This window comes from Streptomyces sp. DSM 110735 (assembly GCF_016482685.1).
Taxonomy (GTDB): Bacteria; Actinomycetota; Actinomycetes; order Streptomycetales; family Streptomycetaceae; genus Streptomyces.
This window is the reverse complement of record NZ_JACYHF010000003.1, coordinates 178,487-198,868: the sequence shown is the minus strand read 5'-3', so window position 1 is coordinate 198,868 and position 20,382 is coordinate 178,487. Positions and strand designations below refer to the sequence as shown.

Annotated in this window: 18 protein-coding genes; 8 read left to right on the top strand and 10 right to left on the bottom strand. The window is 72.4% G+C overall.

The window, feature by feature from the left end; all coding sequences use genetic code 11:
* Nucleotides 1-97: 97 nt before the first annotated feature.
* Nucleotides 98-2,497, top strand: a complete 2,400-nt coding sequence (locus tag IF655_RS06305; RefSeq protein ID WP_199582769.1) for a SpoIIE family protein phosphatase — start codon at nt 98-100, stop codon at nt 2,495-2,497.
* A 131-nt stretch (nt 2,498-2,628) separates the two neighbouring features.
* On the opposite strand, the gene IF655_RS06300 is transcribed toward IF655_RS06305, so the two are convergent.
* Nucleotides 2,629-4,989, bottom strand: coding sequence for an FdhF/YdeP family oxidoreductase (locus IF655_RS06300; RefSeq protein WP_242488574.1), 2,361 nt, complete (start codon nt 4,987-4,989; stop codon nt 2,629-2,631).
* 129 nt (nt 4,990-5,118) lie between these two features.
* On the opposite strand from IF655_RS06300, the gene IF655_RS06295 reads away from it, so the two are divergent.
* The 4 genes from IF655_RS06295 to IF655_RS06280 all read left to right on the top strand — a co-directional run bounded on the left by IF655_RS06295 (nt 5,119) and on the right by IF655_RS06280 (nt 7,962).
* A complete protein-coding gene (locus tag IF655_RS06295; RefSeq protein ID WP_199582767.1) occupies nt 5,119-5,547 on the top strand; it encodes a DoxX family protein in 429 nt (142 codons plus the stop codon).
* 87 nt (nt 5,548-5,634) lie between these two features.
* Complete coding sequence (locus IF655_RS06290; protein WP_199582765.1) at nt 5,635-6,315, top strand: ABC transporter permease; 681 nt, start codon at nt 5,635-5,637, stop codon at nt 6,313-6,315.
* Between the two features lie 28 nt (nt 6,316-6,343).
* A complete protein-coding gene (locus IF655_RS06285; protein ID WP_199582763.1) occupies nt 6,344-7,015 on the top strand; it encodes an ABC transporter permease in 672 nt (223 codons plus the stop codon).
* On the top strand, nt 7,012-7,962 hold the full coding sequence (locus IF655_RS06280; protein WP_199582761.1) for an ABC transporter substrate-binding protein: 951 nt from the start codon (nt 7,012-7,014) through the stop codon (nt 7,960-7,962). The genes IF655_RS06285 and IF655_RS06280 overlap by 4 nt, the downstream gene beginning before the upstream one ends.
* A 25-nt stretch (nt 7,963-7,987) precedes the next feature.
* Here IF655_RS06280 and IF655_RS06275 read toward each other — a convergent pair whose 3' ends face one another.
* From IF655_RS06275 to IF655_RS06260, 4 genes are read right to left on the bottom strand one after another with little or no spacing between them, the layout of a single operon-like run.
* On the bottom strand, nt 7,988-9,142 hold the full coding sequence (locus IF655_RS06275) for a betaine/proline/choline family ABC transporter ATP-binding protein (protein ID WP_199582759.1): 1,155 nt from the start codon (nt 9,140-9,142) through the stop codon (nt 7,988-7,990).
* The gene (locus tag IF655_RS06270) at nt 9,139-9,840 is read right to left on the bottom strand and encodes an LUD domain-containing protein (RefSeq protein ID WP_199582757.1); all 702 of its coding nucleotides are present in this window, start codon (nt 9,838-9,840) and stop codon (nt 9,139-9,141) included. Before IF655_RS06270 ends, IF655_RS06275 begins: the two co-directional genes overlap by 4 nt.
* Nucleotides 9,837-11,315: a LutB/LldF family L-lactate oxidation iron-sulfur protein gene (locus tag IF655_RS06265; RefSeq protein ID WP_199582755.1), complete on the bottom strand. Its 1,479-nt coding sequence runs from the start codon at nt 11,313-11,315 to the stop codon at nt 9,837-9,839. Before IF655_RS06265 ends, IF655_RS06270 begins: the two co-directional genes overlap by 4 nt.
* Complete coding sequence (locus tag IF655_RS06260) at nt 11,312-12,067, bottom strand: (Fe-S)-binding protein (RefSeq protein ID WP_199582754.1); 756 nt, start codon at nt 12,065-12,067, stop codon at nt 11,312-11,314. Before IF655_RS06260 ends, IF655_RS06265 begins: the two co-directional genes overlap by 4 nt.
* A gap of 114 nt (nt 12,068-12,181) precedes the next feature.
* Here IF655_RS06260 and IF655_RS06255 point away from each other — a divergent pair, with 114 nt between their 5' ends.
* Nucleotides 12,182-13,018, top strand: coding sequence for a pentapeptide repeat-containing protein (locus IF655_RS06255; RefSeq protein WP_199582752.1), 837 nt, complete (start codon nt 12,182-12,184; stop codon nt 13,016-13,018).
* Here IF655_RS06255 and IF655_RS06250 read toward each other — a convergent pair.
* A complete protein-coding gene (locus IF655_RS06250) occupies nt 12,983-14,626 on the bottom strand; it encodes a cytochrome P450 (protein WP_199582750.1) in 1,644 nt (547 codons plus the stop codon). The two genes, IF655_RS06255 and IF655_RS06250, sit on opposite strands and share 36 nt — an antisense overlap.
* A gap of 121 nt (nt 14,627-14,747) precedes the next feature.
* Between IF655_RS06250 and IF655_RS06245 the strand changes: the two genes are divergently transcribed.
* Together IF655_RS06245 and IF655_RS06240 are read left to right on the top strand one after the other, a co-directional pair.
* Nucleotides 14,748-15,353 (top strand): TetR/AcrR family transcriptional regulator, encoded by a 606-nt coding sequence (locus IF655_RS06245; RefSeq protein WP_199582743.1) that lies wholly within the window; start codon nt 14,748-14,750, stop codon nt 15,351-15,353.
* A 208-nt stretch (nt 15,354-15,561) separates the two neighbouring features.
* Nucleotides 15,562-16,284 (top strand): DUF2470 domain-containing protein, encoded by a 723-nt coding sequence (locus tag IF655_RS06240; RefSeq protein WP_199582741.1) that lies wholly within the window; start codon nt 15,562-15,564, stop codon nt 16,282-16,284.
* Here the strand turns inward: IF655_RS06240 and IF655_RS06235 are convergent.
* The 4 genes from IF655_RS06235 to IF655_RS06220 form a co-directional block, all read right to left on the bottom strand.
* Nucleotides 16,252-17,511, bottom strand: coding sequence for a lactonase family protein (locus IF655_RS06235; protein ID WP_199582739.1), 1,260 nt, complete (start codon nt 17,509-17,511; stop codon nt 16,252-16,254). The genes IF655_RS06240 and IF655_RS06235 overlap by 33 nt on opposite strands.
* Before the next feature lie 91 nt (nt 17,512-17,602).
* Nucleotides 17,603-18,847, bottom strand: a complete 1,245-nt coding sequence (locus tag IF655_RS06230; protein ID WP_199582737.1) for an aromatic acid exporter family protein — start codon at nt 18,845-18,847, stop codon at nt 17,603-17,605.
* 73 nt (nt 18,848-18,920) lie between these two features.
* Nucleotides 18,921-19,415, bottom strand: coding sequence for an FBP domain-containing protein (locus tag IF655_RS06225; RefSeq protein ID WP_199582736.1), 495 nt, complete (start codon nt 19,413-19,415; stop codon nt 18,921-18,923).
* Nucleotides 19,416-19,550: 135 nt separating this feature from the next.
* On the bottom strand, nt 19,551-20,204 hold the full coding sequence (locus IF655_RS06220) for a helix-turn-helix transcriptional regulator (protein ID WP_199582734.1): 654 nt from the start codon (nt 20,202-20,204) through the stop codon (nt 19,551-19,553).
* Nucleotides 20,205-20,382 lie beyond the last annotated feature (178 nt).

Below are 20,382 nucleotides of genomic sequence, written 5' to 3'. Positions count from 1 at the left end.
GGAACACCGAGCACCCCGTGCGGCTCGTCGCGAAAAGCGCTCCCACCTCGTTGGTCGTACCGTGGGAGAGGCGGGGGCGCCGAGCCGGAGGAGCAGGATGGGCGGGTTCAGCGCCGGTGCCGAGAGGCATGTGTTCTCGTTCGCCGGAGTGGCGACGGCCGTGCTCGACGACCGGGGCACCGTGGTGCGCTGGTCGCCGGCGGCCGCCGAACTGCTGGGCCGGACCGCCGACGAGGTCTGCGGACGGTCGTTGCGCGATCTGCTGGCCCGCGCGTGTCCGGGCGTCGACGACGACGGGACCTTCCCGGCGGACGGTCGCGCCCTGCTGCGGCATCGCAGCGGTGACGCGGTGGCCGTCAGCTTCCGGGTCCTGCGGACCGAACCCGACTCCGAGGCACTGGTGCTGCTCGCCCCCACCCGGCAGGTCAGCCACTGGGAGGCGGACGCCAATGTGCTGCGCGCCCTGCTCTCCCAGGACCGTCTCGGCATCGGCATGCACGACACCGACCTCACCGTGGTGTGGACCAACATCACCTCCGGCATGTTCGGCGGCTCCGCCCTCCCGCGCGGCAGCCGCCTGACGGACGTGGCCGCCCTCAAGGACGCCAAGTCGGCCGAGACGGAGCTGCGGCAGGTGCTGGAGACCGGGGAACCGGTGGTCGGCAAGACCCTGCACATGCGCGCGCCGGACGACCCGGACCGCTACGTCGTTTTGTCGATGTGCGCCTTCCGGGTGGAGGACGCCGACGGCGCGCCCATCGGCGTCGTCACGATGTTCGCCGACACCCCGGAACAGCAGCGGGTGCGCAGACGGCTGGACGTGCTGCACGCCGCCGCCGACCGCATCGGCGGCTCCCTCGACGTCACCCGCACCGTACGGGACCTGCTGGACGTACTGGTCCCGGCCCTCGGGGACGTGGGCTGGGCCGACCTCGCCGAAGCCGTGCTCAACACGGAGGAACCGGCCAAGCCCGCCGCCGGTGGGGGAGACCTGCATCTGTGCCGGGTCGTCGTGACCCCCGACGAGGGCACCGCCGACGTCTTCCAGCCCGGCGAGGCGATCCCCCCGCTGCCGTACACCCCCGAACTGGGCGACATCCAGCGCGGCCGACCCGTCGTCCTGGACCCCGAGACGGTCACCGACGTCCTGGGCGACCCCGACCTGGTGCACCGCTTCGTCCCCGAGGACGGGCGCTCGGGTCTGTGGGCGCCGCTGTTCGCGCGCGGTCTGGTGCTCGGGTCCGTCACGGTCTGGCGCACCGGGGACCGCGACCCCTTCGAGTCGGAGGACGCCGAACTGCTCGGCGAGATCGCCTCCCGGGCCGCCCTCAGCGTCGACAACGCCCGCCGCTACACCCGCGAGCGCCGCACCGCCCTCACCCTCCAGCGCCGCCTGCTGCCCCCGGCCACCACCGAGGGACCTGCCGCCGAGACGGCGGGCATCTATCTGCCCGCGGGCGGCGGCGCCGACATCAGCGGCGACTGGTACGACGTCATCCCGCTGCCCTCCTTCCGGGTCGCCCTGGTCGCCGGGGACGTGGTCGGACACGGGCTGGACGCCAGCGCCGCGATGAGCGGTCTGCGCACCGCCGTCCGCACCCTCGCCGACCTCGAACTCGACCCCTCCGAACTCCTCACCCACCTCGACGACCTCGTACGGCGGCTCGGTCAGGACACCGAATGGGGCAAGCCCGCCGGAGCGACCTGTCTGTACGCCGTCTACGACCCCGTCGCCCGCCGCTGCGTCATGGCCGGAGCAGGGCACCCGCCACCCGTCGAGGTACGGCCCGACGGCACCACCCGGATGCTCCGCTTCGCGCCGGGACCGCCGCTCGGCGTGGGCGGGATGCCCTTCGAGACCATCACCGCCGACGTGGAGCCCGGCAGCGTCCTCGCCCTCTACACCGACGGACTCCTCGACCGGTACGGCGGCGACCTCGACGCGGGGCTGCGCTGGCTCACCCACCGGCTCGCCACCTCGTGCCGCCCCGGACAGAGCCTGGTGGAGGCGAGCAGACTGCTCCAGGCGGACCTCGGCCAGACCCCGCCGCGCGACGACATCGCCCTGCTCCTCGCCCGCGCCCGCGCCATCCCCGAGGACTCCGTCGCGAGCTGGGAGTTCGGCGCGGACGAGTCCGTGGTGTCCGACGCCCGCCAGGCCGCCAAGCGGCAGCTCACCGAGTGGGGGCTGGACGACCTCGTCTTCACCACCGAGCTGATCGTCAGCGAGCTGGTCACCAACGCCGTCCGCTACGCCGGAGCCCCGGTCGGACTCCGCCTCATCCGCGACGACGTCCTGGTCTGCGAGGTCACCGACCCCAGCAACACCCAGCCCCGCCTGCGCCGCGCGGGGCTCAGCGACGAGGGCGGTCGCGGTCTCTTCCTCGTCGCCCAGCTCTCCACCCGCTGGGGCAGCCGCTACGGCCGCAACGGCAAGACGATCTGGTCGGAGCAGCGGATGGTGCCGCAGGAGGTGGACTTCGAGGCACTCATGTGAGGGGGCCATATAGAGGCGCCGCACATAGGAGCGCCTCTATATGGGAGCGCCCCACATGGGAGCGCCCCACATGTGAAGGATCCACACGTGGGGCGCTCCCGGTCTCCAGGGGTCCCGCGCCCTCCGCGCCGTCAGCCCGCCGCTTCGATCGTGACGTCCAGTTGCTTCATCAGCGGCTGGTCGCTCTGCGCGCTGTAGTCGCTGATCGAGAGGAGCTGGTTCAGTTCCGGCATGTAGCCCGCGGTGACGCCGCGCGGGATGTCGTGCTCGACCGCGAGGAAGCCCCGCAGCGTGCGCACCGTGCCGTCCTTCGCATGGGCCGTGATCACGGTGGGCTGGAACTCCTCCAGACCGCGTTCGCGCATGTCGTCGCCGTTCATGAAGACGAGCGTGCGGAGGTTGCGGATGCCCCGGTAGCGGTCGTTGTCGGTGTAGATCGTGGTGTTCCACTGGTCGTGGGAGCGCATCGCGCCCAGGACGAGTCGTCCCGCGCGCGGCACCACGTCGGGCAGCGGGGCGTGCGAGAACTCGGCGCGCCCGGACGGGGTGAGGAAGACCAGCTCCCGGGCGGGCTGCTTGATCCGGAACCCCATCGGCAGCCGGACCCGCCGGTTGAAGTCCTCGAAGCCGTACAGCACGTCCGCCATGGTGTCCCGGATGCGGTCGTAGTCCTCGACGTACCACTCCCACGGGGTCCGCGAGTCGGGCAGCGCCGCCCGTGCGAGACCGGCGATGATCGCGGGCTCGGAGAGCAACTGCGGCGAGGCGGGGTGCTGGTTGCCCTGCGAGAGGTGGACCATCGAATCGCCGTCCTCGACGGAGATCCGCTGCGGTGTGCCCCGCTGGACGTCCTTCTCGGTGCGCCCCAGGCACGGCAGGATCAGCGCGCGCCTGCCGTGGACGAGATGGCTGCGGTTGAGTTTCGTGCTGACGTAGACCGTCAGGTCCACCTTCCGCAGGCTCGCGTAGGTGAACCGGGTGTCGGGCGAGGCGAGCGCGAAGTTGCCCGCCATGCCGACGAAGACCTTGATGTCGCCCCGGTCCATCGCCTCGATGGTGCCGACGACGTCAAGCCCCTCCTTGCGCGGCGGGTCGATCCCGCAGACCTCGGCGAGCTTGTCGAGGAACTCCGGGTCGGGGATGTTGGTGATGCCGCAGGTGCGGTTGCCCTGCACGTTGCTGTGACCCCGGTTGGGCGCGGCACCGGCGCCCTCGCGACCGATGTTGCCGCGCAGCAGCAGGACGTTGACGATCTCGCGGATGGTGTCGACGGCGTGCTCGTGCTGGTTGACGCCGAGACCCCAGGTGATGATCGACCGGTCCGCCTCGCGGTAGATCACGGCCGCCTTGAGGATGTCCTGCTTGGCCACGCCCGACTGGTGGACGATCTCCTCCCAGGAGGTCGCCTCGACCACCCGCCGGTACGCCTCGAACCCCTCGGTGTGCCGCTCCAGGAACAGCCGGTCGATCGCGTGCTCGTCGCTCTCGGCCATCTCCAGGGTTGCCTTGGCGATGCCGCGCATCAGCGCCATGTCGCCCGCCGAGCGCGGCTGGATGTTGAGGTTGCTGGTCGGGGTGGCGTGGAAGGTCGCCATCGCCAGGATCTCGTGCGGGATGATCGTGCGGGTCGCGCCCGCCTCCACCTGCGGGTTGATGTGGACGACCTTCTTGCCCCTGCGGTAGAGCTGCGCCAGCGGGGTGAGCATCCGAGGCGCGTTGGAGGCGGCGTTGATGCCGACCACGAAGACGGCGTCCGCTGCCTCCCAGTCCGTGAGGTCGACGGTGCCCTTGCCGGTGCCGAGCGAGGCGAGCATCGCCCGACTGCCCGCCTCCGTGCACATGTTGGCGCAGTCCGGCTGGTTGTTGGTGCCCAGCTCGCGTGCCATGAGCTGATAGAGGAAGGACGCCTCGTTGCCCAGCCGTCCCGAGGTGTAGTACGCCGCCTGGTCCGGGCTCTCCAGGGCGCGGACGCTGTCGCCGAACAGCTTGAAGGCGTCCGCCCAGGAGATCGGCACGTAGTGGTCGGTCTCCGGGTCGTAGACCATCGGCTCGGTCAGCCGTCCCTCCGCCTCCAGGTCGTGGTCGTTCCAGTCGAACAGCGAGGTGACGGAGTGGCTCGCGAAGAACTCGCGGGTGACCCGCTTGCGTGTCATCTCCCACGTGGTGTGCTTGATGCCGTTCTCGCACAGGTCAAGCGCCAGCCCCTTGGTGTCGGGCCACGCGCAGCCCGGACAGTCGAAACCGCCGCTGTCCTCCTGGTTCATCTTCAGCATCTCGAGCGAGCCCAGCACGACCTCGCGCTCCTCGACCAGCACCTCGGTGACGGCCTTGGCCGCGCCCCAGCCCGCCGCCGGGTGCGTGTACGGCTTCGAGACCGGCGCCCCCTTCGGCGCGGGACCCACCCGTGGCTCCAGCGGCTGATCGACGGCTGCCCGCTCCTGCCGTCGGGTCTCGGCGTCGTCTTCGAACAGTCCCTGATCGCTCATGACCATCCCCTTCGGGCCGATTACCGCCTTTTCGAGGCTATATCTCCGCCGCGCGAGGGGCGCGGGCAACCGCGGGGCCGACGCGAACGGGACTGCGTAGCATGAACGTCCGTACCCCTAGGGAAAGTGAGTGGCATGAACATCCTCGGTAGGCTCGGTGGCGCGCTGCTCGGCGGATCCTTCGCGGTGTTCGGCTCCGGCGCCGTGCGCGACCCCGCCGCACTGGCGAGGCTCGCCGGTCCGGCGCTGGAAGAGATCCGCAAGGTCGTCCCGCTGCCGAAGGACGACGAACTGCTCGTACGCGTCAACGGCGCCGTCCAGACCGGCGCCGGAGCCGCCCTGGCCATCGGCCTGTTCCCCCGCACCTCCGCCCTCGCCCTGGCCGGCTCCCTGATCCCGACCACCTACGCCGGACACCCCTTCTGGACCATCGAGGACCCCGCCCAGCGCAAGGCCCAGCGCACCCAGTTCCTGAAGAACGCGGCGATGCTCGGCGGGCTGCTGGTGGTCGCGGGGGCGGGGCGCAAGGGAGCGGCGTCGGGCACGGGGATCTCCGCCGGATAAGCACGCTCGGGGGCGGGTCGAGCAGCCCGCCCCCCATCCGGCCCACCTCAACGCGCCGCCCGCGACCCCGCCCGCTGCAATGGACGGGTGACCGCGCCCCCCGACGACTGTCTCGCGCGTAACGAGTGGATCTGTGGTGCCTATCTGAGCAGTCGGCGGCAGATTCTGGTCGACGCGGTGGTGCAGCATCTTGAGTTGACGGCGTTGTCCGTGGTCATCGGGCTGGTCATCGCCGTGCCGTTGGCGGTGGTGGCGCGGCGGTGGGGGTGGGCTGCCGGGCCGGTGCTCGCCATCACCACCGTGCTGTACACGATTCCCTCGCTGGCGATGTTCTCCTTGCTGCTGCCGGTGTACGGGCTCTCCGCGACACTCGTCGTCGCCGGGCTGGTGCTGTACTCGCTGACGCTGCTCGTGCGGAACATCCTGGCCGGGCTGCGGGCGGTGCCGGAGGAGACGCGGCAGGCGGCGCGGGGGCTGGGGTACGGGCCGGTGCGGCTGTTGCTGACCGTGGAGCTGCCGCTCGCGCTGCCCGCGGCGATGGCCGGGCTGCGGATCGCGACCGTGTCGGCGGTCTCGCTGGTCACGGTCGGGGCGATCGTCGGGTTCGGGGGGCTCGGGAATCTCATCTACTCCGGGATGAACACCTTCTTCAAGGCGCAGGTGCTCACCGCGTCCGTGCTGTGCGTGCTCATCGCCGTCGCCGCCGACCTGCTGCTGCTCGGCGTGCAGTGGCTGATCACTCCGTGGGTGCGCAAGGGGCGGGCATGAGACCGCCGAGCGGCGGGGAGCGCCCCGCGTGAGCACCCTCGCCGCCACCTGGGACTGGCTCGCCGACCCGGCGCACTGGAGCGGGGAGGACGGGGTGTGGCACCGGCTGCTCCAGCACCTCGTGCTCACCGTCGTCTGCCTCGTCGTGAGCTGTCTGATCGCGTTGCCCGTCGCGCTCGTCCTCGGTCACATCGGCAAGGGCGGTGCGCTCGCGGTCAACATCTCCAACGTCGGCCGGGCCGTCCCCACTTTCGCCGTCCTGGTGCTGCTTCTGCTGACCCCGGTCGGGAAGTGGGGCGAGGGTCCCACCGTGGTCGCGCTGGTGCTGTTCGCCGTACCGCCGCTGCTCACCAACGCCTACGTCGGGATGCGCGAGGTCGACCGGGGCGTGGTCCAGGCGGCGAAGGGCATGGGGATGACCGGACGGCAGGTCCTCGTGCGGGCGGAGGTGCCCCTCGCGCTGCCGATGATCCTCAACGGGGTGCGGATCGCCGCGGTGCAGCTCGTCGCCACCGCCACCATCGCCGCGCTCGCGGGCGGCGGCGGACTCGGCCGGATCATCACCGCGGGCTTCAACCTGGCCAGCACCCCGCAGGTGGTCGCGGGCGCGCTCCTCGTGGCGGTGTTCGCGCTGCTCGTGGAGGCCGTCTTCGAGGTCGTGGAGCGGCTGGCGCCCACCTGGGCCCGGGCCGGGCGATGAGACGCCGTACGGCAGCGACCGCCACCGCCACCGCCCTGCTCTGTGCCCTCGCGGGCTGTGCCTCCGGACCCTCCCTCGAGAACCGCGGCCAGGTCACCGCCTCGCCCGGCGACAGCCACCACCTCACCATCGGCTCGGCCGGGTTCACCGAGAGCGATCTGCTCGCCCAGATGTACGCCCAACTGCTCGACCACGCCGGGTACCAGACCTCGATGATCACCGTCGCCAACCGCGAACTGTACGAACCCGCCCTGGAATCGGGGCAGATCGACGTCGTACCCGAGTACGCCGCCACCCTCGCGGACTGGCTCAACGCCAAGAAGCACGGCGCCGACGCGCCCCCGGCCGGATCGCCCGACCTCGACACCACGATGAAGTCCCTGCGCGCCCTCGCCGCCCCGCGCGGGCTCACCGTCCTCCCGCCCGGCCGCGCCGTGGACCAGAACGCCTTCGCCGTGCGCGCCTCCTACGCCCGCGAGCACCACCTCAAGACCCTCAGCGACCTCGGCGCCTCCGGACTGAAGGTGCGCCTGGCCGCCGGGGACGAGTGTGTGCGGCGCCCATATTGCGCACCCGGGCTGAAGAAGGTGTATGGCATCCACATCACCGGCGTCGATCCCAAGGGTGTCGGCACCACACAGGCGAAGCGCGCCGTGCAGTCGGGACGCGACCAGATGGTGCTGACCACCACCACGGACGCCACTCTCGACTCCTTCGGACTGGTCCTGCTCGCCGACGACAAGCACCTCCAGAACGCCGACTACATCGTCCCGGTCGTCAACCGCGCCCGCGCGGGCAGCCCCCGCGTCGCCGATGCCCTCGACAAACTCAACGACGTCCTCACCACCCAGGACCTCGCCGACATGAACCGCCAGGTCGACAGTTGGCGGCGGCTCCCCGCCGACGTGGCCCGCACCTATCTGAAGGACAAGGGCCTGATCAAGTGACCGCACGCCCCCGCCGAAGCACCCCTCACGCGTCCGCCACCGAGTCGAACCGCACCTGACCCCGCGCCACCCCCAGCGCGTCCGCGTCCACCGACCGCCGCAGCGCCTCGTGCAGCTTCGCCGGGGTCAGCACGCCCAGGAAGCGCGCCCCGTCGAGGACCGCGACCCACCCGGCGTCGTACTGGAGCATCACCCCGAACGCCTGCTTCAGCGGCGCGCCCACCGGCACCCACGCCGTCATCCGGTGGGCCAGGTCCCCGACCGTGCCCCCGGCGGCCAGCTCGTCGATGCCCACCCAGCCGTGCAGATTCCCGTCCGCGTCCAGGACCACCGCCCAGCGCGCCCCCTCGGCACGCAGCCGGTCCAGGGCGCGTGCGGCGGGCTCGTCGGGGCGGGCCACCAGGGGTTGTTCGAGGTCGTCCGGCTCGATCTCGGTGACCGACAGCCGCTTCAGCCCCCGGTCGGCGCCGACGAAACCGGCGACGTACGAGGTCGCGGGCGCCCCCAGCACCGCGCCGGGCGTGTCGAACTGCTCGATCCGCCCCTCCCCGTACACCGCGATCCGGTCCCCGAGCCGTACCGCCTCCTCGATGTCGTGCGTGACCAGCAGCACCGTCTTGCGCACTGCCTCCTGCATCCGCAGGAACTCGTCCTGCAACTGCTCGCGCACCACCGGGTCCACCGCGCCGAACGGCTCGTCCATCAGCAGCACCGGCGGATCCGCCGCGAGCGCCCGCGCCACCCCAACCCGCTGCCGCTGCCCGCCGGAGAGTTGTTCCGGGTAGCGGGAGCCGTACGTCTTCGGGTCGAGCCCGACCAGGTCGAGGAGTTCGGCGGCGCGCGCCCGTGCCCTGGTCCGCTTCCAGCCGAGCAGGGTGGGCACGGTCGCGGTGTTGTCGAGGACCGTGCGGTGCGGGAAGAGCCCCACCTGCTGGATGACGTAGCCGATACGGCGGCGCAGCCGCACCGGGTCCACGCGGGCGATGTCCTCGCCGCCCACCGTGATCCGCCCCGAGGTGGGCTCGATGAGCCGGTTCACCATCATCATGGTGGTCGTCTTGCCGCAGCCGGAGGGACCGACGAGCGTGACCAGTTCGCCCTCGGCCACCTCGAACGACAGCCCGTCCACGGCGGTCGTGCCGTCCGGGTAGCGCTTGGTGACCTGCTCGAACCGGATCATTCCCCCACGCTAGCCGCGCTCCCCTCCGCCCGCCCGGTCCCGCCGACCGAAGGGATGACCCCGGCGAGGACAACCTCAAGCGTGCGCGGTCCGTGCACGCCCTCCACCCGGTCCAGCTCGATGTCGCTGGTCGCCGAGGGACCGGAGATCCAGGTGGACGGGCGGGTGGGGGAGAGCCGTTCGAGCGCCTGCGGCACGGACGCCACGACCTGCGCGGGGACGCGGACGACACAGATGTGGTGATCGGGGACCAGGGTGATCCGGCGGCGCCCCTGCCCCGGCCCGGCGTCCAGCACGATCGTGCCGGTCTCCGCGAGGGCGACCGCGCAGCCGGTCACCACGCTGTCCACCGCGTCCAGCTCGTACGGCGTGCTCGCCGCCCGGTCCGCGACGCGAGTCGTGTCGGTGGCGGACAGCCACTCCGTCGGCAGCCCGTCCGGGACGAGCACGGACCGCGAGCCACGCTCGGTGAGCAACCGGTCGATGAGCGACGGCAGTTCGTCCTCCGTGCAGCGGTGGACGACCGCCCGGTAGTCCGCCAGGTTCTCCGCCAGCAACTCCACCGTCTCCTCGGCGGTGCGCTCGCCGTGCTCGCGGAGGTAGGGGCGGGGGATCGCCCGGTCGTAGGGGGTGTCGTCCGGCGGCACGTCCGCGAGCGCGCGGCGCACCCGGCCGAGGACCCGTTCCCTGGCGCTCATCGGGCGCCGTCCTTTCCGCCGCGCGTGCGCAGCCACCAGTCCCGGAAGGGTTCGGCCGGTACGGCCGGCAGATCGCGGGTCGCCGTCCAGGCGCGGCCGGGTCCGGGCAGCGTGCGCGGGCGGAAACCGCGGGTGCGGGAAGCCAGCCGCTGCCCGGTCCGCAGCACACCGGGACGGGCCAGCGCCCAGCCCGCCGCGCGCATGGCGGCGCGTTCGGCGGCGTGCCCCTTGGCGGGTTTGAGCACCACCCGGTTGCCGTCCCGCACCGCCGGACCGCCCTCGACGACCCGCTCGCGCAGATGGACCAGCACCTCGGGGATGTCGATGGCGACGGGGCACACCTCGTAGCAGGCTCCGCACAGCGAGGACGCGTACGGCAGGGAGGCGTCGATCTCGCTTGCCGTGCCCCGGAGTTGAGGGCTGAGGACGGCGCCGATGGGACCGGGGTAGACCGAGCCGTAGGCGTGGCCGCCCGCGCGCTCGTACACCGGGCACACATTGAGGCAGGCCGAGCAGCGGATGCAGCGCAGCGCCTGGCGTCCCACCTCGTCGGCGAGGGTGTCGGTGCGGCCGTTGTCCAGCAGGACCAGATGGAAGGCGCGGGGTCCGTCGCCGTCGGTGGTGCCGGTCCACATGCTGGTGTACGGGTTCATGCGCTCGGCGGTGGAGGAGCGGGGGAGGAGCTGGAGGAACACCTCCAGGTCGCGCCAGGTGGGGACGACCTTCTCGATGCCCACGACCGAGATCAGCGTCTCCGGCAGGGTCAGGCACATCCGGCCGTTGCCCTCGGACTCCACGACCACCAGCGTGCCGGTCTCCGCGACCATGAAGTTGGCGCCGGAGACGCCCACCTTGGCCCGCAGGAACTTCTCCCGCAGATGCAGCCGGGCCGCCTCCGCCAGTTCCGCCGGATCGTCGGACAGACCCTCGGGCGCGGGGCGCCCCCAACTCGCCATCCTCGTGCGGAAGATGTCGCGGATCTCGCTCCGGTTGCGGTGGATCGCCGGGACCAGGATGTGCGAGGGGCGGTCCTCGCCCAACTGCACGATCAGCTCGGCGAGATCGGTCTCGTAGGCATGGATGCCCGCCGCCTCCAGAGCCTCGTTCAGCTCGATCTCCTGCGTGGCCATGGACTTGACCTTCACGACCTCCGACTCGCCCGTGGCGCGCACGAGTTCGGTGACGATCCGGTTCGCCTCTGTCGCGTCCGCCGCCCAGTGCACGGTGCCGCCCGCCGCCGTGACCGACTCCTCCAACTGCTCCAGATAGCCGTCGAGATGGCGCAGCGTATGGTCCTTGATCCGCTCGCCCGCCTCGCGCAGCTCCGCCCAGTCGGACACCTCCGCGACGGCCCTGGCCCGCTTGGCGCGGATGGTGTGGGTGGCGTGCCGCAGATTCCCGCGCAGGGTGCGGTTGTTGAGCGCTTCGCGTGCCGCCTTGGGGAAGGCGGGCATGCCGAGGGACGTCGTGTTCATACGGACGGGTCCTCCTCCGTGCTCGCCAGGATCTCCGCGAGGTGCACCGGGCGCAGCTCCGAACCCGACCGGCTCAGCGTGCCGCCGAGGTGCATCAGGCAGGAGTTGTCGGCCGCGCACAGCACCTCGGCGCCGGTCGACTCGGCGTTGCGCACCTTGTCCGCGCCCATCGCCGCCGACACGTCCGCGTTCTTGACCGAGAAGGTGCCGCCGAACCCGCAGCACTCGTCGGCGCCCGGCAGCTCGATCAACTCCAGCCCCTCGACAGCCTGGAGAAGCCTGCGCGGACGGTCACCGAGACCGAGCGAGCGCAGACCGTGACAGGTGGGGTGATAGGTCACCGTGTGCGGATACCAGGCGCCCACGTCGGTCACCCCCAGCACGTCCACCAGGAACTCCGTCAGCTCGTACGTCTTCGGGATCACCGGGGCGAGCGTGGCCGTGAGTCCGCCGCCGCGCCCCTCGGCGCTCGCCCGCTCGCCCAGGCGCGGATACAGCTCGCGCACCATCGCCGCACAGGAGCCGGAGGGGGTCACGATCGCGTCGTACTCCCCGAAGACCTCGGCGTAGTGCCGGGCCAGCGGTTCGGTCTCGTGCCGGTAGCCGGTGTTGTAGTGCGCCTGGCCGCAACAGGTCTGCGCCACGGGGAAGTCCACGTCGACACCGAGTCTGGTCAGCAGTCTCACCACGGCGCGCCCGGTGTCCGGATAGAGCGTGTCGTTGACACAGGTCAGGAACAGGGCGACACGCATCGCGGCTCCTCGGGGCTCGGCTCCCTCTCGGCGGGCGGACCCTGGCAGCCTAGCCAGTCGGGCCCCGCGAAAAACGAAAAGCCCCGCAGGTCAGCAGGTCAGTACACTGCCGCCATGCCGGATCACGAACGTACGACCGACCGCTCCGCCCTGCGCGCCGACTGCGCGCGCTGCTTCGCGCTGTGCTGTGTCGCGCTGCCGTTCGCCGCCTCCTCCGGCTTCGCCCTGGACAAGCCCGCCGGGAAACCGTGCCCCCACCTGCGCACGGACCACGGCTGCGGGATCCACGCCGGGCTGCGCGAGCGGGGCTTCACCGGCTGCACGGTCTACGACTGCTTCGGCGCGGGACAGCGCGTCTCCCAGGTCACCTTCGGCGGGCGGGACTGGCGCGGCGCCGAACGGGCGGAGGCGCGGCTGATGTTCGACGTGTTCCCCGTGGTCCGCCGACTGCACGAGCTGCTCTGGTACCTCGCCGAGGCACTGGACCTCGACGCCGCCCGGCCGTTGCACGCCGAGCTGCGGCAAGCACGGGAGCGGACCGAGGAGTTGGCGGGGGAGGACGCCGAGGCGCTGGCCGCGCTCGATCTCGACGCCCACTGGCACGCGGTGGCTCAACTCCTGCTGCGCGTCAGCGAGTCGGCCAGGCACGGAGTCGGCCGGAAGAAGGGCAAGGACGGCCGGGGTGCCAATCTGATCGGCGCCCGACTCAAGGACGCCGATCTGCGCGGGGTCACTCTGCGCGGTGCCTGTCTGATAGCGGCCGACCTCACCGGCGCCGATCTGCGGGGCGCGGATCTGATCGGCGCCGACCTGCGCGACGCCGATCTGACCGACGCCGACCTCACCGGCGCCCTCTTCGTCACCCAGCCGCAGCTCAACGCGGCCAAGGGCGGCCCGGGGACGCGGCTGCCGGGGTCACTGGTCCGCCCGGTGCACTGGACAACCGGCTGAACCGGAGCCCGCCGCGGCGGACCTCGCCCCGGAACCAGCCCCCGACGCGACGGACTCGGACCCGCAACCCGCCCCCTCCGCACGTCCCACCGAGACGCCCGCCGCCACCGGTCCCCGCCGCTCCAGCCCCAGCCGCAGCCCCTCCGGCATCAGCGTCAGCCGTTCGGTGACCTCCAGCCGGTAGCCGGGATCGGCCCGCAGCTCGTAGCGGCGCAGCAGCAGACCGAGCACGAGCGTCGCCTCGTGCAGCGCGAACTGGCGGCCGATGCAGGCCCGCGCGCCGGTGCCGAACGGCTTGAAGGTGTGCGGCGCCCGACCGCGAACCGCCTTGGCGTCGAAACGGTCCGGGTCGAAGCGCTCGGCGTCCTCGCCCCACACCTCGGGGTCGCGGTGCAGCAGCGGCAGCAGGACCAGCGCCCACGCGCCCCGGCGCATCGGGTGCTCCCCGGCCAGCACGGTGTCCCGGGTGGCCTCACGGGCGTAGGCGGGCGCGGTCGGCCACAGCCGCAGCGACTCGTCCAGGACCCGGCGCACGTAGCGCAGCTTGGCGACCTGGTCGTAGCCCGGCTCGGGGGTGTCGCCCCAGACGCGGTCCACCTCGGCGCGGGCGCGGGCGGCGATCTCCGGGTGCCGGGCGAGGTAGTAGAGGGCGAAGGAGAGCGCGCCCGAGGTCGTCTCGTGCCCCGCGACCAGGAAGGTGATGACCTGCTTGCGGACGTTCTCCGCCGAGAGCCGCTCCCCGGTGACGGGGTGGGAGGTCTCCAGCATCCGGTCGAGGAGGTCCCCGCTGCCCCCGCCGGAGCCGCCACTGCCGGAGCCGCCACTGCCGGAGCTGGAGCCGGAGCCGCGCCGCGCCGCCACCAGCGCGTCCACCGTGCGGTTGAGATGGGCGATGTCGGAGGCGTTGCGCCGGGCGGCGCTGCGCAGCAGCAGCGGTGCCAGCGGTCCGGGCACGCTGTTCAGGCGCTGGGCGTAGGTGAGGGTGCCGACCATCGCCCGGACGAAGGGGTGCGGGCGGTCCCGCTCGAAGGAGCCGAAGTCGTGCCCGAAGCCGGTGCGCGCGATGGTCTCCAGGGTCAGCTTGGTCATGTCCCCGGGCACGTCCACGGTGCGTCCGGCCGCCAGCTCGCCGTCCCAGTGGGCGGTGAGCCGCCCGGCGACCGACAGCATCATGCCGTGGTAGGTCTCCATCGCCTCGCGGCTGAAGCCGGGGGCCAGGACGTCGTGCGCGAGCTGCCAGTTGGGCTCGTGGTTGTACGCCGTGAACAGCCCGTCCCCGACGACCGGACGCAGATTGGCGACCCCGAGACCGACGTGCTTGGCGAAACGCGACTCGTCGGCGAGATCGGCGGCGAGCCGCGCGCCCCCCACGAACACGAACTCCCTGCCGAACGCCCGCCGCCGGAAGATCGGTCCCAGTTCGCGCCCGAAGCGCATCGAGTCCTGGAGCGGGCGGCGCCGGTCCACCCCCACCACGTCACCGACCAGCGGCAGCCGGCGCGCCGGATGCGGGATGCGGTCCAGCTCCGGCCAGCCGTACTCGGCGCTGCGGAACCCCTTCGGCAGCCCGTTCTCCTCCGGCAGCCCGCTCTCCGTCGTCTCCGCCATGGCGCGATCTCCCTTGATCCAGCGGACGGTTGTGCCTGCGATCCCTGCGTGTTGTACGCGAGTTCAATAACCCGGTTCAGTCTGGTCCGCTTGTTGAATCCGCGTCAAGTAAGGTGGCCGCATGGCCGCGAACGAGGGGGAACGCGCCCGGCGCAGACTCAGCACCCAGGAGCGCCGCGAGCAACTGCTCTCGGTCGGCGCCCGGTTGTTCTCCGAGAGTCCGTACGACGACGTGTGGATCGAGCGGGTCGCCGGGATCGCCGGGGTCTCGCGCGGGCTGCTCTACCACTACTTCCCGAACAAGCGGGACTTCTTCGCGGCGGTCGTCGAGCGCGAGAGCGAGCGGATGCTGCGCATGACCGCGCCGGTGCCTGGCGTGCCGGTGCGCGAGCAGCTCGCCGCAGGGCTCGACACCTATCTGACCTACGTCGAGACCCACGCCCACGGCTTCCGCGCCTTCCACCGCGCCGACGCGGCCGGTGACCAGGCAGTACGCCGGGTCTACCAGCGGGCGCTCGCCGCCCAGGAACGGCAGATCCTCGCCGCGCTCGCCGCCGACCCGGAGTTCGGGCCGGGCTTCGAGGAGTCCGTGTCCGCCCGGCTCGCGGTGCGCGGCTGGCTCGCCTTCACCACCGCAGTCTGTCTGGAGTGGCTGCGCGAGGGCACTCCGGACCGCGACGAGGTCCGCGAGCTGTGCGCCCGGGCGCTGCTCGGCGTCATCGCGTAGCCCCCGCCGTCATCGCATAGCTTCCGCCGGTCGTCTCGCAGCTCCCGCACGGTATTTCGCGACTCCTGTACGACCGCCGAAGTCCGGCGCGACGGCGACCGGTTGGCGCTCTCCGGGGAATTCTTTGGTCACCCGTTCGGCGCGGCGTGGTTGGCGTGCGCCCGGATCTTCGATAAGTTAGGCAAGGCTTACCTAAGGAGGACTCGGGATGGGTGACACGCAGGACTGGGCGGCCGGACCCGGAGCGGCGGAGCGGGCGAGGTCGGTCCTCGCGGCCGCGTGGTCGTGCGCGGTGACCGCCGAGGGCGCCCGGGAGGAGTACGTCGGCGCGCACTCCGTGACCGAGGACGGCGGGGTGCTGCTCGACGTGCCCGAGGACAGCGCGCTGCACACGGCGGCGCTGTGCGCGCCGCGCGGTGAGCCCAGCGCCGTGCTGGAGTTCGCGGACGTCGCCCCGGTGCCGGTGCGCCAGCGCATCCGGGCCCGGCTCTGGATCGCCGGCTGGCTCTCGCAGGACGCCGGTTCGCTGCAGTTCCGGCCCACCCGGGTGGTGCTCCGGCTGCCGTCGGGCGCCCAGGTCGTCGGGCTGGAGGAGTTCGCCGCCGCCCGGCCGGACCCGCTGGCCCTCGCCGAGGCGCAGTTGCTCACCCATCTGGCGGACGCCCACCCGGACGCGGTGGAGCGGCTGACCCGCCTGGTGCGTCCCGAGAGCCTGCACGCCGCGACCCGGGTCGTCCCCGTCGCCGTGGACCGGCACGGGCTCACCCTGCGCATCGAGCGCACCCGCGCCCACGGCGACGTACGCCTGGCGTTCCACACCCCCGCCGACGACGTCTCGCAGCTCACCGAGCGGATGCACGCCCTGCTCACCCAAGCCGCCGCCGCCTGCCCGCGTGCCCTACAGCGGCACCGCGCAGACGGCGACCGGTGACGCGAACGGCTCGCCCGCGAGCCGCAGTTCCCCGCCGTCCACACGGAACACGCTGACCGTGCCGGAGCGCTGGTTCGCCGCGAACAGCAGCCCGCCGTCGGGGGACAGCGCGATCTGCCGGGGGAAGTCGCCCTCGACGGGCACCGTGCCCAGCAGCCGCAGCCGGGCGCCGTCGTCCTCGACGGCGTACCGGGCGACGGTGTTGTCACCCCGGTTGGCGAGGAACGCGTACGCGCCGTCGGCGCTCACCACGAACTCCGCCGGATAGTTGGTCACTCCGTCGCGTGAGCCGCTGGACTGCGGTTCACCGATCGTCAGACGGCCGCTCGCGGCGTCGTACGCGCAGACGGCGACCGTGTCGTCCACCTCGTTGGCCAGATAGGCGTACCGCCCGCCCGGGTGGAAGGTCAGATGACGCGGACCCGCGCCCGGCCGGGCGGTCGCGCGGGACACCTCGGTGAGCGTGCCGTGCGCCGTGTCGAGGCGGTACGTGTAGACCGTGTCGGTGCCGAGGTCGACCGCGAGGACGTGCTCCCCGTCCGGCGCGGTGAGGAACTGGTGCGCGTGCGGGCCCTGTTGACCCGGTCCCGGCGGCGGCGCCGTATGGGTGACCAGTGCGGTGCGCTCACCGGGCGCGCCCGAGGCGTCCAGGGGGTGCACGGCGACGCTGCCCGAGCCGTAGTTCGCGCTCAGCAGCCAGCGCCCGCCCGGATGCACCGACACATGGCAGGGCGCCGAACCGCCCGTGCTCCGGCTGCCGAGGACCGTCCCGTCCGCGAGCCGTACGGCGGTCACCGCGCCGTCGTCGCGCTCGTCCACCGCGTACAGCGTGCGGCCGTCCGGGTGCACGGCCAGGAACGACGGGTCGGGGACCGCCGCGAGGACGCCCGCCCCGGTGATCGCGCCGGTCTCCGGGTCGTACGACGCCTTGCCGATGCCCTTGCCGCCGTTCTCGCCGGAGGTGTAGGTGCCGAGGTAGAGGGGGTGGGGTCCGGAGTCGGCGCGGTGCGCCGGGCGGCTCTCGGGAGCCTGCTTCCCGCCGCCCGCCTCCGACGAGGTTCCGCCCGCCGCGGTGCCGTCCGCGCCGGGCTCCTCCGGGGGCGCGGGGGAGGGCACCGTCACCACCGCCGCCGCGCCCGCCAGGGCGCCGACGAACCGGCGCCTGTTCCAGCTTCCGCGCGCCCGTGCGTCCGTGTTCCCGTCCCCGGCGTCGTCCGTGCCGTACATCCCGCGCCTCAGCCGCCCCTCGGTGCTCTCACGTCCCGTACGTCATGGCCACCTTGGCGCGGCGCGCCCCGGGAAAGCAAGGCGGACCGGGTCAGCGCCCGGCTCCCGTGCGGTTGCGCCACAGATCCTCCTGGACGCCGAGCCGTTCGCGCAGCCGGTTCATCCGGGGCAGCCGCGCCCGCTGCTGCCGGGCCACCCGGTCCAGCTCCTCAAGGAGACGGCGGCTGCGGTGCTCGGTGTCCATCTCGTCGATGATCCGGCTCACCTCGGCCAGCACCGCGCCCATGAGCTGCCAGTTGGCCCAGTCCGAGCGGACCTCCTCCTTGATCAGCTCCGCGAGCCGGTCGCGGGTGGCCGCCGCCGTGTGCAGCTCGGCGGTGAGCCGGGCCTCCGCAGACTCGGCGTTCGCGCTGAGGTCCGTGGTGACCAGCACCGCGAAGCTGACCACCGCGTCCGCGACCTCGGACAGCACCTGCTGCACGGCCGCCCCGACCGGCGGCGGGAACAGCTCACGGCCGCCCCGCGCCTTCGCCAGGTCGGTGAAGGAACGGGCCAGCACGCGCAGCACGACCGTGCAGATCTCCAGCGTGTCCAGTCCGGTGCGCAGCACCACCCGGTGCAGCAGCCCCTCCTTGACACGCGGGTTGAGCCGCAGACTGTCCTCCGCCTGCCGCAGCGAGGCGTCCACCTCGACGATGTCGTGGTCCATCCGGCGCGCCTCGTGCAGCCGCTCGGCCGCCTGCTCCCAGGGGACGGCGCCCGCGGCCTCCTCACCCATCCGGAGCATCAACTGCCGCAGCCTGCGGGCCAGCCCGTCGATCGAGCGGCCCGCCTCGTCCACCCACACCGGCGGCGGCAGCAGCAGATTGCAGGCCATGCCCGTGATCGCGCCGATCAGCGTCTCCACGATCCGCGCCCACGCCGTGAAGCCGACGGTGGTGACCCCGAGCACCAGCATGGCGCTGATCGCCACCTCGACCACGTACTCGTGCACGCGCACCAGATGGCCCACCGTCAGCGCGGACACGATCAGCAGGGCGAGGCTCCACCAGGTCAGCCCGACCAGCAGGCTGAAGATGATGGCGACCACGACCCCCGCGACCACCGCGTTCACCCGGCGGATGCCGTTGGTGAGCGTGGCGTAGAAGGTGACCTGGACGACAAGGAGCGCGGTCAGGGGCGAGGTCAGCGGGGCGGGTTCCGGGCTGAGCCGGAGCGCGACGACATAGGCGATCGTCGCCGCGAAGGCCGACCGCAAGGTCTGCACGACCACCGGTTCGCGGCGGCGCGCGATCAGGCGCCGCAGCCCGGCTGTCCATTTCCGTACGTCTGGCATCCCCTGCCCTGTTCCCGTTCCGGGCGGGCGGTGAACGGGGCCGAAAGAGGACCGTTCGTGTGACGTGTGTGACTCACGTGTACAACTTGTCCACGAACGCCGCCAGGTTGGCGTTCGCCCGGTCGATCTGTTCCCGCACGGTCAGGCTCTCCTCGAACCGGCTGCCGGAGTCCGGCACCTTCAGACCGCGCACGTACAGCGAGCACGCCAGGTCGGCGCACATGTACACGCCCGCCGAGTTGCCCTCGCGCCCGGCAGGACCCGCCTTGCGGGCCGTCATCAGGGACACCCCGCCGCCGCGATGGGTCGTCAGGCACACCGAGCACATGCTGCGGTGCAGGAACCCCTGGCGCGCGGGCGGGAAGCGCAGGGCCACCCCGGCGACGCCGTCCCCCCGCTCCACGACCAGATAGCTGCGGTCGGGCGCCCCCGGATCGCGCCAGCCGAGGAAGTCGAGGTCGTCCCAGGGGCGTTCGGCCAGGTCGCGCGGGACCGTCAGCCGTTTGGCCTCGCCCTTGGAGCAGTTGACGAACGAGGCGCGGATGTCCTGCTCGGTGAGCGGTCGCATGGGGTCCTCCGGATACGGCGATACGGCTGCGGCACGGAACCTAGGGGGTCTAGGTGCAGGGTGAGCATATGTAGGTGGCGGGGGAGTGGCGAATGGTTTTGGCGACCGACCCCATGGCGACCCCGTGGACGCCGCTCACCGGTCCTGGTCCGGCGCGCTCCCGCGCGCCTCCGGCGGCCACACCCCCGGCACCAGCACCCCCAGGGCGTAGGCGCGGGCGATCAGCTCCGTGCGGTTGGTCGCGCCCCAGCGGGCCGACAGGCGGCGCAGATGGTAGGCGACCCCGTCCCGGCTCAGACCCAGCTCACGGGCGGCGCGGTCCGTCGTGGCGCCCCCGGCGAGCAGCGCCAGGACCCGTCCCTCGGTCTCCGTGACCCGCGCGGGCTCCGGACCCCGCCGTACGCCCCGCTCCCCGCGCACCCGCAGCATCACCAGCAGTGCCGGGGTCGCGTCCACGCTGTCGCTCACCGGGTCCGCCGTCAGTTCCCCGAACCGCTCCGCGCCGCCCGGCGCGCTCCAGCTCACCGAGACCTCGTAGCGCGAGCGGTGCCGCAGCCGCAGCGCCTGGGCGATCCGCTCCACCTGCCCGGTCTCCCGGGGACGGAACACGCTCAGCACGTCCCGGCCGCGAAGCTGCCCCGGGGTCGTACCGCACTCGGCGGCCATCGCCGGGTTCGCCAGCATCACCACGCCGTACACATCACAGACGGCGACCGGCATCGGCACCCGGTCGAAGAGGGTGAGGGCACGGTTGCGCCACACCACGCCGTCCGTCCGCCCCAGGTCCATCCGGTGCCTCCCGCTGTGCAAAGCCAGTCCCATCCAAGACGAAAGCACAGGTCAGCGGCAACTTACGGGTCTCACGAGAACCCCTTGCGCAAGTGCCTGCGACGACTTTCGGCTACACGAACGTGTAGTGCCATGGCATGGCCCGTCCCTGCCGGAGGGCCAGTCTGGACCACAGGAC